Raw genomic sequence first — 14,610 nt, forward strand, 5'->3', positions numbered from 1 at the left:
GGTCGATATAAAATGTACTTGAAAATCCTCCTATTGTCTATATGTTTTGCCGGCACAATATGTTCCTCATTTGCCCAGCAAAAAGATGTTATCGATATTCTTCATGCCGACACTTATGCCGTGAATATGAAGAGTAATATCGATAGCTTACTTGGAAATGTCAGGCTGAAGCATAAAAATATGCTGATGTTTTGCGATAAATTATACAACCATCGAGATAGTAATTATGTGGAAGCTTTCGGTAATGTCCACGTGATTCAGAACGATACTTTGAATCTGTGGGGAGATTTTATGCTATACAATGGCAATACGGAATTTGCCAAAGTCAGGGATAACGTGATCATGAAAGACCCGAAAATTACCCTGACCACCGATTTTCTGGATTACGATGCGGCCAACCGGGTCGGTTATTACTTCAATAAAGGGACGATAAAAGACAGTATCAACACCCTGATCAGCGACATCGGCTACTATTACCTCCCGATTAATGAAATGTTCTTTAAGGATAGTGTCAAGGTATACACTCCCGAATATACGATGTATTCGGATACTTTGAAATATCAAACGGAAACAAAAGTCATTACGATATTGGGACCGACCAATATCTATGGCGACAACCGAACCCTCTATTCGGAGAACGGCTGGTATAACTCACTGACTTCACATGCCGAATTATATAAAAACAATCACCTTACCTACAACGAATATTTAGGAAGGGCCGATACTTTAATTGTAGACAGCCTGTCCGGTAAGGCTATCATGCATCAAAACATCCATTTGTACGATACAGTAAATAATGTGATTGTAGAGGGAAACTATGGCGAGGTCACGAAAAACAACGATTATGCTTATGTAACCGAGCGTGCTCAATTGATTCTGGTCGGTAAAACCGATTCCCTCTTTGTCCATGGAGATACCCTTTCAAGTAGTAAAGATTCGTTAGGTAACAACGTCCTGAAGGCCTATTACAACACGAAATTTTTCAATCCCGATCTGCAAGGAATATGCGATTCAATGATTTTCCCGGTAGCGGATTCTACCGTATATCTTTTCGGTACTCCTATTGTCTGGGCCAGTGGTAATCAGCTAACGGGAACAACGATCGATATGCACCTCAAGAACAATGAAGTCGACCTGTTCCATTTAAATAACAAAGCATTTATCGTCAACCAGCTGGATACGGCCAAGTTCAATCAAATCAAAGGACGGAATATGACCGGTTATATCCGGCACAATGAACTTTATCTGGTGGAGGTCGATGGGAACGGCGAATCGGTATACTACCCGGATGACAAAGGAGTAATTATCGGTTTGAATAAGACCATCAGTTCCGCTATTAAAATTCATTTAAAAGAAAAAAGGGTAAACCGGATTGTTTTTATTACCAAACCTGAAGGAACTTTGAATCCGCTGATCATTGTCGATCCGAAAGATCGCTTTCTCAAAGATTTTGAATGGCATCAAGACAAACAACCCCGCAGCAAAGAAGATATCTTTAACAAATAAAGTTGTGGATCTGAATAAAAAATTCCGATTAAAAAGATCAGTCTGGTTTTAACGTAGGTTTTATTTTTTCTTTCTATTTCTATTCCGATTCCGGGTTTTGTGCCGTCAGACCGGTCCGGTAAGTTTTTCTTTCACTGACCGGCGGAACTCCTCGCAGCGTAAAAAACTTTACGTTACGTTTCCGTCAGACACCACCGGTCGGTCGTTCAGAAAAAGCCAGACGACCGACAGAAGTGACCGGATCCCCGAGCACGAATACCGGAGACGAACAAGTAAAAGTAACATGAACTTTAATACTCCATCTCTCCAAATTTATGGACCTGAATCAATCAGGCTCGTTTTATTTTCTCCCCATCTTATTCTTCAAAATAGACCGAATAGCGATTCCAAAATTCTTCGTTAGCCTCGATATCTTCGTAATAAATCCGGCCTTCAATAACTGTAGGAGAAGTTCTGTTTACACGGGTAGTGATATACTCCATCGTCCCTTTTACCTCTTTCCCCTCTTCTTTATAGGAATATTCCACCTGGACACCACTTAGAAAGTAAACCGATTTCAATTTCTTATAGGTTGTGGTGATTGTCATTTTCACATCACTTTTCGGTTTTTCATTGATCGTAACCAGATTCCGGCCTAATCCATTAAAATCGCGGGAAGTCAGGTTGACGACATTCTTTAAGACCGCCAGATCTTTCAGATTGATATAAATCTCTCCGCTATAGGTCTGCACCGCCGGATCACCGGTTGTTGAAATAGAAGGATGAGTAGCCTGATAGCTGATCACCTGAACCGAATCACCCTCATAGACCAGCTTACCTTTACTTTTCAGTTTATAATCACGGGAATTGACGATATCCAATACATTACGGGTATTCCTAACGATATCTGCTGTCAGAATATCATCGAAATAGGTCAGGCCGTCCCACACCGAAGTCACTTCGGAATTTCTACGGACCTGATTGAATTTATAATTCAATTCTTTAAAAGCCGAGGCAACATCTTCCCGATGGTATCCCTGAGCATCATAGATCGTTACCGTCGCCTCTTTCACTTTTTCCTGTCCGTCGACCTGCCGGCTATATTTAAAGTAACCTTCGTAATTATAAGGTTTAGAAATATAATTCTTGTTAATGTTGGAAACGACATTTTGCAGCATTTTCTTATAAATCAGCAATTGTCCGTATACATCTACCTCCCCGATCCCATAAGTTTTCGGCTGCAACAGGATTTTGAGGTCGGGTTTATTTTGTATTTCATATACTTTGATATCCTTTGAAGTATAACCGATAGCCGAGAGACGCAGGACATGGGTTGCATACCGATCCGGAATGACCAATTCGAATCGTCCGTCTACATCCGAAGCGACCCCTGCTACCGTTCCCAACAAACCGATGTTGACAAAAGGTATAGGTTCGTTAGTCCGGGCATCCTGTACCACTCCCTTCAATACAATTTTTCCATCTTCCTGAGCCTGCCCCATACACAAGCCTCCACATATCAATAGCAATAATAAAAGAAATTTCCTGGCCATAATCATCAGTACATTTAGTAATTCAAGCTTATTTTACGTTACGTTTCTATTTTATTTTATATATTTGCCCCAAAGTAAGCAATTATAATGCTTAAAACCAAAATGTGTCAATAAATAATTAGAGTCACTTCATATGAGAAAAACGATTTTATACCTGAGTGGATTTATGATTATTTCATCTTTATCCGTGTCTTGCGTTTCTAAGAAGAAATTCGAAGAATTAGCCAGAGCAAAAAGAGAAGTCGATCGGAATCTGCTCGATCTGAAGCGCGATAAAAAACAGTTGGAAGATCAATTGCAACTAGCAAAGGACGATTTCAATACCATCCGGTACAAACTGACTGAAAATAATGCTGTAAAAGATAAAACGATCGACCAACTATATACCAAATTACGCTCTTTGGAAAGTAAACAAGTGGAGTTGAAATCCGAATTGAGTAATGTTGCCGATCAGATCAAAACTACTACTCAATCTACCAGCGAGCAAATATCGTCATTGGAAAGCAGTCTGCAAAAAGTGAGCAATGAACGGGATCAGTTGCGTCGTCAGCTGACCGAAGTACAAACCAATCTGGAATTTGAGAATCAGAAAATCAAAGCACAGCTGGAAAGTGCTACCAATAACCTGCAAGCTCAAAACGGAGAAGTTGAAAAGCTGAAAGCAGACAACGAGGAAATGACAAAAAAACTGAATTGGATCAGAAAAACAAAAGCCGACGCCGACGCAGAAATCAAAAAACTGACCAATCAGGTGAACTTATTAAAAAAAGAACTATTAAAATAACAGATCTACACAATGATCTATATTCTATCGGGATTAACAGGGCTGCTGATTTTAGTCGCCCTGTTTACTTTTATTCATAAACACCGCCATAGTGAAGACCCGGAGACCATTGTCGCTCCTCCGGCAGATTGCTGCGGAGCTCATGCGATATGTGAAAAAGGATTGAAAAAAGCCAGTCCCCAAATAGATTACTTCGATGATGAAGAACTGGATGTTTACCGGCAAATTGCTCCGGAGGCCTATACCGACGAACAGATCGAAGTATTCAGGGATATTCTTTACACCCTTCGTCCGGAAGAAGTAGAAGAATGGCTGATCAGCCTGGAAAAAAGAGAAATCAATCTTCCTTTAATCCTGCGTCAGGAAGCGATCGAGTTAATCCCCTGACAGGATTTCAGATCAGCATATCTTTAAAATTTCCCGCCCTAATTTACATTGCAGACAACGATGGTACTCGCAATATTCCCGGGTTAGTTCTATAATGGCCTGTGTTTGTAAGGCTGAATCGAATCGAAATCCCAGTTCTTGCCAAGCCCTTACGATATAATTGTTTTCAGGAGAACATTCTTCCAGCCATCTCAGCGCTTTTTCGGTATATTTTCTTTCCTCTCTTTGTTTTCCATACCAAAAAACAAAAGGGATCACTGCATTAATAACCAGTGTTTTCCGCACCTGTTCTCCCAATTTTTTAGGTCGTTCGGGAGCGATAATACCCGGACGATAATGCCGGTTCCAGTAAGCAGAAACATTTACTTCGAATAGCCCCATCAGTTCCTTCAATGAAGCCGCATCTAAAATACGGGAGGCCAAAGTCCTGTAATCACGGACCAACGAAGCCAGCAAAGCTAAACGGACAGTCGGAAAAACATCCGGCCGGATCCGCATAAACCTCCATTGTCCGGGAAGCATGGATTGTAAATCGTGTTTATTCCGGTAATACCGGAATTCCTTTTTCAATACAACCACATATTCATCCTCGGCACCATCTTCCAACAGCCCGGCACATCCCAACAATAAAGCCTCTAAAACGGTTTGCTTATCCGCATACCTGAGTAATATCCGATAAGGCAAGCGAAGCGACAATTGATAAAAGGGCTCTGCATTGACATTACCGGTCCAATACTTACAGATCAGGCGAAAGAGGCATTCTTCCCAATCATTCCGGGTCAATTCAAGTATTCCCTCGATTTCCCGGCATTTTCTCATCAACCGCTCGATAGCCAGAGCCGGCAACATCAGATAAAAACTACTCTTGTCGATTTTTTCTATTTTCCGCCGGCAACCGGGTTTCAGTTGTCCGCCCAGCATATACAGATACTCCTCATACAATCGATTGGCATAATTCAGAACTATCGTATCGATTTCGCGTCCCTTGCTGTTATAAATACGGACATCGGCCTCCAGGACAACAGATAGAATCACGTTGTCGTAAGCTGCGTCCACTTGATGACCATGCCTGTTCCAATCGCTATTACGCAAATGTACCTCGACATTACCGCCCCACTCTACTCCATCCAACCGGATTCTGGCATTGAAAAAATCCGGCCCTGCATTCCGGTTCAACAGCCCGACTTTCAATACCTCCACAGCATGACCGGAAATCGTTACAAACTCATTACTTCTGAACAAAGCATTCGCCCAGAGATATTGTAAAAATTCTTCTCGCATATGCTGATGATTTAGGACTATACAATAATACGTTAAAAAATTGTAAAATCCAAATTTATGCTCCCCTTATCGTCATGCTTTTAGTTTTAACATTTCTCCTTTTACTTTTATTTTTCCTACCTTTGCGGAAGTCAGAAGATAAAAACGAATAAAAACAATAATGTATTAAATTATGGAAGAAAATTCTATCATCAAGGACAAGAAAGACAAAATGTTAATGATCGTTATCGGTTGTTTGTCGGTAGTTCTTATTTTATTATTCATTTTCTTTTTAGTTGAAAGATCCGAAAATAAAAAACATATCGCCGCCATTCATGAGGAAAAGCAATTATTGGAACAGGAGCTTACCGATCTGAGCCATAATTACGATGATCTGAAAACCAGTAACGATACCCTGAATGAAAAACTGCAATTAGAACAGGAAAAGATCCTTACCTTAATGGATCAGATGAAGAAATTCCGCGATAACTCTTATGCAGAAATCAATCGTTATAAAAAAGAAATCGGTACATTAAAAAATGTATTGAGGAGTTATGTGGTACAGATAGATTCTCTCAATCAGCTGAATCAAAAACTGGCAAAAGAAAATACGGAAGTACGCAAACAAATGAATTGGGTCAGGGAACGGAATCAGAAACTTGAAAATCAGCAAAAGGACATGAAAGAAGTGATTGCCCAGGCCAGTGCCCTCCGGACAGAAAACTTCGTCGTATATCCCGTAAATAAAAAAGATAAGGAAACGAACTGGAAAAAATGTTACAACCTGAAAGCGGAATTTGTGATCACGAAAAATGTAACGGCTAAACGGGGCGACCGGGTGATTTATCTGCGTCTGAAACGTCCGGATGACAAAGTGATCGCCTTTAGCGAAAAATCATTCTTTAAATATCAGAATGTTTCTCTGACCTACTCCGCCAAACGGGAAATCAATTATGAAGGTGACCGGCTCGAAATGGCGATATACTGGCCTAACGACGGAAGTCTGATCAAAGGAAAATACATTGCAGAATTATTCAGCGACAACGAACTGATAGGGAGTACAGAATTTACGCTCAACTAATATAAAACCAACCAATAACCAACAAACAATTAAAAACATGACAGACATAGAGATTGCAAGTACCGTAAAACTGAAACCGATCACGGAAATTGCCAAAAAATTAGGCATAGATCCGGAAGTGATAGAACTATATGGTAAATATAAAGCCAAACTCCCCCTCGACCTGATTCAGCCCGCCCGGATGCAAGGCAAGCATCTGATTTTGGTATCGGCCATCTCCCCGACTCCGGCCGGCGAGGGGAAAACGACCATATCGATCGGATTGACCGAAGGGCTGAACCGGATCGGTAAAAAGACAACGGTTGTTTTGCGTGAACCTTCTCTAGGACCTGTATTCGGTATCAAAGGTGGTGCAACAGGAGGCGGTTACTCACAGGTGTTACCGATGGAAGATATCAACCTCCATTTTACAGGTGACTTCAATGCCATCGAGAAAGCCCATAACTTGTTGGCAGCCCTGATCGATAATAACATCCAAAGTAAAACTTCTTCCCTGGGGTTAGATCCCCGGACTGTGACCTGGAAACGGGTAATGGATATGAACGATCGTTCTCTGCGGCACATTATCGTCGGTTTGGGAGGTACATCATCCGGTATTCCCCGGGAGACCGGTTTCGATATTACGGCAGCATCAGAGATTATGGCGATCCTTTGCCTATCGGAAAGTTTCATGGATCTGAAAGAACGGTTGGGAAATATTTTCATCGGTTATACCTATGATAAACATCCTTTATATGCCCGTGACCTGAAAGCTCATGGAGCGATGGCCGCTTTATTGAAAGACGCGATCAAACCCAATCTGGTGCAAACCATCGAAGGGAATCCCGCCATCATTCATGGAGGTCCGTTTGCCAATATTGCTCAGGGAACGAATTCCGTACTGGCAACGAAGATGGGACTTTCGCTTTCAGATTTTGTCGTCACGGAGGCTGGTTTCGGTTTTGACCTGGGTGCAGAAAAATTCTTCGATATCAAGTGTGTCAAAGCCGGTCTGAATCCGAGCGCCGTCGTTCTGGTCGCCACAATCCGGGCGCTGAAATACCATGGAGGCGTGAAAGTTGAAAATCTGAAAGAAGAGAATACGGCAGCATTGAGAAAAGGAATCGAAAATTTGGAAAAGCATGTTGAAAATATGAAGAAATTCAATATTTGCCCCATCGTTGCTTTGAACAAATTTGTCACCGATACAGATGCTGAGATACAAATTGTTGCAGACAAATGCAAAGAACTGGGCGTGCCCATGGAAGTAGCGGAAGTTTGGGCCAAGGGAGGTGAAGGAGCTGAGAAACTGGCAATCCTGGCAGCCAAAGTAGCCGAACAATGCGTATGCAAACTAAAACCGCTCTACGAATGGAGCTGGAATATCGAAAAGAAAATAGAAACCATCGCCAAAGAAATCTATGGAGCTGCAGCTATCGATTATACAGCACAAGCCAAAAGCGATTTGAAAAAAATCATCGCTCTGGGATTGGATAAACTCCCGGTTTGTATAGCCAAAACACAAAAATCACTGTCCGATAATCCTAAATTACTAGGTCGGCCGAAAGATTTTGTCGTTACCGTCCGCCAAATAGAAATTGCCGCCGGAGCAGGTTTTGTCATACCGATTACAGGGGAAATCATGCGAATGCCGGGACTTCCCGAGAAACCGGCTGCCGAGAATATCGATATCGACGAACAAGGTCATATCACCGGTTTATTTTAAAAACTTCTAAGGTTTACTATTTTGTCAGGAATGCGTATAATCATTCCTGACATAAATGTATGTCTTATCTATTAAACATTATATCATATTTATGATATTATAATTTAAAAATTATATGCGGAGTAGTAATTTAATATTTATAGCAGGCCTCATTTTTATTTTATTGACAGATACTATATTCTGGATTCAATTGAAACAATATTTGAATAAAAAATGGCAAATTCTATTATATGGATTACATACTCTCTTTTTCATCTGTACCTTAATTCTTTTTCAGTACAGCGTATCCCGCTTAAAAGGTCCCGACAGTTATTTTTGGATAGAAAAACTGATCGGTCTGTTATTTTTATTCTATACACCGAAACTCATTTATACCGTTTTCAACGGAATCGGTCTGTTATTACGGAGATGTTGTCAGAGAATATCCAAACTGATCCGTTTATTTTCGGGTATCCTGGCAGGAGCACTTTTCCTGATTCTACTATATAGTCTTACTCTAGGGCGTTATAATTATAAAATTGAAACCGTAAATCTGACTTTGGAAAATTTGCCGGCCGAATTCGATCATTTCAAGATTGTACAACTTTCGGATATCCACTTGGGAAGTTTTGGAGAAAGTTACCCCGGTATGCGGAAATTAGTCGGGGAAGTCAATCGTTTACAACCGGACATCATTGTATTTACAGGAGATATGGTCAATAATTTCGCAGCAGAAATGTCTCCCTGGATCACTCTATTTCAAGAAATGAAAGCTTCTTACGGTAAATATGCCATTACCGGGAATCATGATTACGGCGATTATACCCGTTGGCCCACTGAAACGGACAAACGGAACAACCTGAACCAATTTTTTGAAAATATGAAGTCGATGGGATTTCATATGTTGAACAATGACCGTATTCCCATCGTCGAAGGCAGGGACACGCTTTGGCTTGTGGGGGTCGAGAATTGGGGTAATCCCCCTTTTCCCCGTTACGGGAAATTGGATGTCGCTATAGATTCTCTCCCCGGGCAAGCTTGCATCATCCTTTTATCCCATGACCCGTCACACTGGAGAGGTGAAGTATTACAAGTACCCCGGATAGCCCTGACCCTTTCCGGTCATACCCATGCTATGCAATTCGGAATCAAGATCGGAAAAAACGAATGGAGTCCGGCACAATATATTTATCCGGAATACGACGGATTATACCGGCATCAAAATCAATATTTATATGTCAGTCGCGGACAAGGTTATCTTGGGTTTCCCGGTAGAATCGGTTTGAGACCTGTGATCACCGAATTCATCCTGCACCCAAACCGCTAGCTAACTTCTCCCTAAGTGCCTCTTTATCATCTATGAAAATAAGTCAGAACATCAGTTTTTCAAAACAATTGATTATTTACTTAATCCTTGTTTTATTCGTCGTATTTTTCTTAATCTCTCTGGCTCTGGTCAATTCACTGGAACAATTTATCAACAACAATGCTTACAGCCAGGCAAAAGCGATCGCCAATAATGCCTTGATCATCTTCGAACGTGAAATTGCAAGAATCGAAAGTATTCCGCAAAATGTAACCGATATGCAGGGAGAACTGAATTATAAAAATATCCCTGATTTACCCATCCGAATTCTGAGAAGTTATAAGACACTCATCGGAAGTTCGGTCCATTACGATCTGAAAAATCCGGAAGTAGCCGATTTCATTCATATCAATGCTTACCGTACTGCAGATGAGAAAATCCATTTCACTCAACCCGATCCTTCTTGCAACTATTGTCATCCGGACTCAGCTAAAATCATCAAGTCGGCACCCAATAACGGATATTGGATTTATTCCGAAGTAAACCACTGCAAGACCATCGCTTTATGCCATCTGATCCACAACAGCCAGCATCAGCCCTGTGGTATTTTGAAAGTAGACTTTCCCTTGAAGAATCTGAATGCTCTGATCGGCAGCTATAAGTTGTTCAGATCCGGAAATTTATTTGTCGTCGATCGGGAAGGAAATTACATTGCTCATCCGGCTCCATCGCCGAGTGGGAAACAAAATCTGATCAGCCACCTCACAGGTCCCAAAGCCAGCTTTATCCACCGGAGTATATCGAGAGGGGAAACCTGTGCGACCACCGTGGAATTGGACAAACAAAAACACTACCTCTATTACACCCCTTTTTCTCCTATGGATTGGCAAATAGGTATCATCTGTCCCTATAACGAGATCTTATATTCATCCGGTAAACTTTATTTCATGTTATTCCTTTCTATGGGGTTGGGATTACTCTGCCTGTTTATCGGTATCGTTAACATTGTCAAGCGTTTATCCTCTCCTTTACTCGAGTTGGCTTATTCCACCCGTCGTGTTGCGGAAGGACAGTTCGATATCGTACTTCCTACCCCGAAATCTTGTAAAGAAATTTATGACTTATACGATTCTTTTCATTATCTGCAACAAAACCTGGTGAACTATATAGAACGGCTGAAAATCACTACGGCCGAGAAAGAACAGTACAATTCTGAGATGCGTCTGGCCCGCCGTATTCAACAACGTTTTCTTCCCCGCCCTATCCTTCTTCCTCCTAATATCGAATTGGCAGCAGACTTACGGCAATGCCGTGAAGTAGGCGGAGACTTTTACGAATATTTTCAGCTGGGCAACCAACTTTACTTTGCCATCGGAGATGTAGCGGGCAAAGGCACTCCGGCCGCCTTATACATGGCCTCCATCAGTAAACTATTCCGCTATATCGCCAGCAATAATACTTCTACAGCACAAATCTGCAATCTGATCAACAAACATATGTGTGACGATGCCGACGACGATATATACACCACGATCTTTATCGGGATTATAGATATCAATACCGGAATCATGACATTTACCAATGCCGGTCATCCTTATCCATTGATCATACATCACAATGGACAGACCAGTTTTCTGAATAAATACCCCGATGTTCCGATCGGTGTACTCGAGGAACATGAATTTTCAGAACATATCTATACTTTCAATAAAAATACAACCTTGTTATTTTATACCGATGGCATCACCGATACGGAAAATCAGTCGGGACAGTTCTACGGTCAGGATAAAATGATCAGATGTGTGGAAGCACAAACAGTGAAAACACCTGCTTTTATCATTCAGGCACTTCTCGAAGATATCCATAGCCACATCGGTCAGGGCAATCAATCGGACGACCTCACCTTACTGGCGATCAAATACAAAGGGATTCCGGGAAGCAAATGATCTACTGGCGGTTAAAATCCTCATTGATCGCTTGCAGATAGGCTTTCAGCAAGCGGCCATCTTCTTTTACACTGTCTTTCTCGACAAAAGTCTGGCTCTGTAAACTGAAATAAGTAGACCCTTTTTCGGTCACTACACCGGCTCCATTGGGATAAGAAAAGAAAGCAAAAGGAATCACCTGATCGGCCAATAAATTACGGCTGAACTTGTATCCGGAATGATCCATACCCAATTGGGCCAAAACCGTAGCCACCATATCCGTTTGTGACCCGATGGTCGTCACCACGGTATCCTGCACATTCAATGCCCCTCCTGACAATATCAGGGGGATGTGATAAGCTGCCGGAGTAGAAGGATCCACATGCCGGATATGACGTGTCCCATGGTCTGCCATCAGGATGAAAAGCGTATTGTCCCATAACCCCGAAGCTTTACATTTCCGGATAAATTCTCCGATGCAAGCATCGCTATAATGAATGGCATTGAGGAATTTATGCTCTGTGTCGTCGCCGGGTATCGCAACTTCGCCGGGGACATTGAAAGGTTCGTGGCTGCTCATATTAAAAGCCATGTACATGAAAGGTTGCCGGGCCTTGGCAATATCCTCATAAAGTCGTTCGAACATATATTGATCGTGTACACCCCATTTGAAACGATTGGCCATAGCTTCACCGGAAAAGTCATCTTCGGTCACCATCCCCTGAAAGCTCATGGTGACTAAAGAACGGAAACTACCGAAATCGATATCCCCGGCATAATAATAACGGGTCGAATACCCGGCTTCTTCGAGATCTTTCGGAAACCTCGGACGTTCCATGATTTTATTGGGATACTTGATCATAGCAACGGCAGGATGTGAAGGAACGGCACTGATTGCAGCGACCATTCCGCGGTCGGAACGCGACCCCGTAGCATAAATATTCGTAAACAGTACTCCCTCTTTGGCCAGCTGATTCAAATTCGGCGTCACTCCGGGAATCCCCCCTAAAACTTCGACTGCATTCGCCGTAAAACTCTCCAAAAGTAAAAATACGATATTCGGACGTTCTGTTTTCAGCAAACGAGGATAATCGGTTCCTGTATGCATCAGGCTATCTACCACTTGTGCCACCTCCTGTTCCGGCAAATAATTATATTTTTTATCCAGATTTTTCATGTGCATCAGCTCGTAAATAAAATTCCAAACCGCATTTACAGCAGCCTGATTGGCATACATATTCTCAGCATGATAAAACACAGCACTACTATTCAACGGAGCCAGGTTCACTCCCCCTCTTACCGGTAAAATCATAGCACCACCGATCAGCAGAAATACGGGAATCCCCCAATAATTTCCCCTTTTATATCGCAACCCTTTCAAAACATAACGACGGAATACCCAAAAGGATAAAACGACACATCCCAGCATAAGCAAGGTAAGACATAAGTTCAGCCACAAAGGCGTAGAAGCCATCGCTTCTTTCGGGGTTTTCAGATACATCAGCGGAGTCGTATCGATGTGGAATCCCCAGTTCTTAAATAATTCCAGATCGACCACAACAACTCCCCAAAAAAAGAGAAGTAACGACAGCGTCAAACCGGCAAATACGGCCCGGATAATCTTTTCCCCGACGAAGACCGAACAAATCAGGATTACTGAAGAAAGCATCAGGATATAACCGCTCAAAGATAAATCCAAACGGATTCCTCCGGCTAAAATATGCCAAAAGTCAGCAGCGGACAAATGAGTCGTATCGGACCATTGATAGAATAAAAACATGATTTTTGCCACAATGGATATAACGACCCAAAACAAGTAATACTTCAGTAAAAAAATCAATTTTGCTTTCATCATCTCGTTATTTCTTAAACGGTTACCCGCTCTTATGTCTTATGTTGTTTTTTACGGGCAGCGGGAAACAATATATTATTCAAAATCAACCGATATCCGGCAGACTGTCGATGTAAATCCAATTCGGTTACAGGATCACCTACAAAGTGTTGATAATCTTCGGGATCATGTCCGCCCAAAAATGACCAGGTACCTTTCCCGTATTCCCCATGGATATACCTGACTTCTCCGGCAGCCTTATTTTCTCCCATAATCAGGACATTCGATTTGATCAGTTTCCGGTTATATGCGGTAGTCTGTCCCATAAACCCTTTAATCATGTTCATATGATTTTGGCACAACATCGTCGGCACAGGATCCCACTTGGCAGAAAATTCAAACAACAGGAAATAATCATCCCGTTCGGTTACTTTTCGGGTGTCTGTGACATCGATATCCGAGTATTCATAAATATTCGGATTCAACTGCAATTTAAAATCTTTGAAGGCAAATGTCTTCGAATAATCGAGCTTTTCCTGTGCGCCGGGCTCTACCGGATCACCGTCGAACATGACATCACAAATATCTACCTCCATCGCAGCCAAAGCAATATCGAAAGTATCGGTAGCCGAACACATCGCAAACATAAACCCTCCGGCAGACACATAATCGCGGATCGTCCGGACAACCGCTTTCTTCAATTCGGAAATTTTTGAAAAACCATATTTACGGGCCGTTTGTTTATTAGTTGTTTCTTCGGCTTTATACCAATCCATATGCCGATAATTCCGGTAGAATTTTCCCATCTGCCCTGTAAAATCTTCATGATGCAGGTGCAACCAATCGTACTCTTTCAGACATCCGTCCAGTATTTCCGAATCATAAACGACATCATAAGGAATTTCTGCATAGGTTAAAGCCAAAGTCACCGCATCATCCCAGGGTTTCTTTTCCTTCGGGGAGTAAACGGCAATCTTCGGCGCTTTCTCCAGTTTAACCGCATCTGCATTTACCTCCGGTGAAGCTATCTCAGCCAGGATCGCATTCAGCCTTGCCGGAGGAATCACTTCGAAGCCCACTCCTTTCAACAGACATTCCGTTCGTCCGTCCGCATCAAAAGGCAGTATAAAACTTCCTCCCCGGTAATTGAGCAACCACTGCACTTCCAATCCTTTTTTCAGCGTATGATAAACAACTCCATAAGCTTTCAAATGATTGCTCTGTGTATTATCCATCGGAATCAGAATATGATTCGCCAGACTGATCCATCCCATCAGGCAAAAACAACCGATAAGCAGCAGCCTCTTCATGATC

At 42.1% G+C, this 14,610-nt stretch carries 12 protein-coding genes; 7 read left to right on the forward strand and 5 right to left on the reverse strand.

Annotation, left to right across the window (positions count from 1 at the left end; all coding sequences use genetic code 11):
* Nucleotides 1-12: 12 nt before the first annotated feature.
* Entirely contained in the window at nucleotides 13-1,506 is a 1,494-nt protein-coding gene (locus tag WS42_RS00335) for an OstA-like protein (RefSeq protein ID WP_046450620.1), read from the forward strand.
* A 184-nt stretch (nucleotides 1,507-1,690) separates the two neighbouring features.
* Here WS42_RS00335 and WS42_RS15175 read toward each other — a convergent pair whose 3' ends face one another.
* Nucleotides 1,691-1,816: a hypothetical protein gene (locus tag WS42_RS15175; protein WP_286727970.1), complete on the reverse strand. Its 126-nt coding sequence runs from the start codon at nucleotides 1,814-1,816 to the stop codon at nucleotides 1,691-1,693.
* A 46-nt stretch (nucleotides 1,817-1,862) separates the two neighbouring features.
* A complete protein-coding gene (locus WS42_RS00340; protein ID WP_046450633.1) occupies nucleotides 1,863-3,038 on the reverse strand; it encodes a carboxypeptidase-like regulatory domain-containing protein in 1,176 nt (391 codons plus the stop codon).
* 133 nt (nucleotides 3,039-3,171) lie between these two features.
* On the opposite strand from WS42_RS00340, the gene WS42_RS00345 reads away from it, so the two are divergent.
* Both WS42_RS00345 and WS42_RS00350 read left to right on the forward strand, forming a co-directional pair.
* On the forward strand, nucleotides 3,172-3,822 hold the full coding sequence (locus WS42_RS00345; RefSeq protein ID WP_013611073.1) for a hypothetical protein: 651 nt from the start codon (nucleotides 3,172-3,174) through the stop codon (nucleotides 3,820-3,822).
* A 12-nt stretch (nucleotides 3,823-3,834) separates the two neighbouring features.
* Nucleotides 3,835-4,209 carry a hypothetical protein gene (locus WS42_RS00350; RefSeq protein WP_087382659.1) on the forward strand — a complete coding sequence of 125 codons (375 nt, stop codon included), beginning with the start codon at nucleotides 3,835-3,837 and terminating at the stop codon, nucleotides 4,207-4,209.
* A 12-nt stretch (nucleotides 4,210-4,221) separates the two neighbouring features.
* Here the strand turns inward: WS42_RS00350 and WS42_RS00355 are convergent, their stop codons facing one another.
* Nucleotides 4,222-5,490, reverse strand: a complete 1,269-nt coding sequence (locus WS42_RS00355; protein ID WP_046450621.1) for a DUF2851 family protein — start codon at nucleotides 5,488-5,490, stop codon at nucleotides 4,222-4,224.
* A gap of 172 nt (nucleotides 5,491-5,662) precedes the next feature.
* Here WS42_RS00355 and WS42_RS00360 point away from each other — a divergent pair, with 172 nt between their 5' ends.
* From WS42_RS00360 to WS42_RS00375, 4 genes are all read left to right on the forward strand, one after another.
* Nucleotides 5,663-6,550, forward strand: a complete 888-nt coding sequence (locus WS42_RS00360; RefSeq protein WP_046450622.1) for a coiled-coil domain-containing protein — start codon at nucleotides 5,663-5,665, stop codon at nucleotides 6,548-6,550.
* A gap of 37 nt (nucleotides 6,551-6,587) precedes the next feature.
* Nucleotides 6,588-8,255, forward strand: coding sequence for a formate--tetrahydrofolate ligase (locus tag WS42_RS00365; RefSeq protein ID WP_046450623.1), 1,668 nt, complete (start codon nucleotides 6,588-6,590; stop codon nucleotides 8,253-8,255).
* A gap of 115 nt (nucleotides 8,256-8,370) precedes the next feature.
* Complete coding sequence (locus WS42_RS00370) at nucleotides 8,371-9,561, forward strand: metallophosphoesterase (RefSeq protein WP_013611078.1); 1,191 nt, start codon at nucleotides 8,371-8,373, stop codon at nucleotides 9,559-9,561.
* Between the two features lie 32 nt (nucleotides 9,562-9,593).
* Complete coding sequence (locus tag WS42_RS00375) at nucleotides 9,594-11,486, forward strand: SpoIIE family protein phosphatase (RefSeq protein WP_046450624.1); 1,893 nt, start codon at nucleotides 9,594-9,596, stop codon at nucleotides 11,484-11,486.
* Nucleotide 11,487: 1 nt separating this feature from the next.
* On the opposite strand, the gene WS42_RS00380 is transcribed toward WS42_RS00375, so the two are convergent.
* Both WS42_RS00380 and WS42_RS00385 read right to left on the reverse strand, forming a co-directional pair.
* Nucleotides 11,488-13,320 (reverse strand): LTA synthase family protein, encoded by a 1,833-nt coding sequence (locus WS42_RS00380; protein ID WP_013611081.1) that lies wholly within the window; start codon nucleotides 13,318-13,320, stop codon nucleotides 11,488-11,490.
* A gap of 29 nt (nucleotides 13,321-13,349) precedes the next feature.
* Entirely contained in the window at nucleotides 13,350-14,606 is a 1,257-nt protein-coding gene (locus WS42_RS00385) for a hypothetical protein (RefSeq protein ID WP_013611082.1), read from the reverse strand.
* Nucleotides 14,607-14,610 lie beyond the last annotated feature (4 nt).

Source organism: Odoribacter sp. N54.MGS-14, from assembly GCF_000980295.1.
Taxonomy (GTDB): domain Bacteria; phylum Bacteroidota; class Bacteroidia; order Bacteroidales; family Marinifilaceae; genus Odoribacter; species Odoribacter splanchnicus.

Bases quoted from the DNA above. Each gene is read 5' to 3' on its own strand.
- WS42_RS00335 (WP_046450620.1), top strand. From the start codon at position 13: ATGTACTTGAAAATCCTCCTATTGTCTATATGTTTTGCCGGCACAATA.
- WS42_RS00340 (WP_046450633.1), bottom strand. From the start codon at position 3,038: ATGGCCAGGAAATTTCTTTTATTATTGCTATTGATATGTGGAGGCTTG.
- WS42_RS00345 (WP_013611073.1), top strand. From the start codon at position 3,172: ATGAGAAAAACGATTTTATACCTGAGTGGATTTATGATTATTTCATCT.
- WS42_RS00350 (WP_087382659.1), top strand. From the start codon at position 3,835: ATGATCTATATTCTATCGGGATTAACAGGGCTGCTGATTTTAGTCGCC.
- WS42_RS00355 (WP_046450621.1), bottom strand. From the start codon at position 5,490: ATGCGAGAAGAATTTTTACAATATCTCTGGGCGAATGCTTTGTTCAGA.
- WS42_RS00360 (WP_046450622.1), top strand. From the start codon at position 5,663: ATGGAAGAAAATTCTATCATCAAGGACAAGAAAGACAAAATGTTAATG.
- WS42_RS00365 (WP_046450623.1), top strand. From the start codon at position 6,588: ATGACAGACATAGAGATTGCAAGTACCGTAAAACTGAAACCGATCACG.
- WS42_RS00370 (WP_013611078.1), top strand. From the start codon at position 8,371: ATGCGGAGTAGTAATTTAATATTTATAGCAGGCCTCATTTTTATTTTA.
- WS42_RS00375 (WP_046450624.1), top strand. From the start codon at position 9,594: ATGAAAATAAGTCAGAACATCAGTTTTTCAAAACAATTGATTATTTAC.
- WS42_RS00380 (WP_013611081.1), bottom strand. From the start codon at position 13,320: ATGATGAAAGCAAAATTGATTTTTTTACTGAAGTATTACTTGTTTTGG.
- WS42_RS00385 (WP_013611082.1), bottom strand. From the start codon at position 14,606: ATGAAGAGGCTGCTGCTTATCGGTTGTTTTTGCCTGATGGGATGGATC.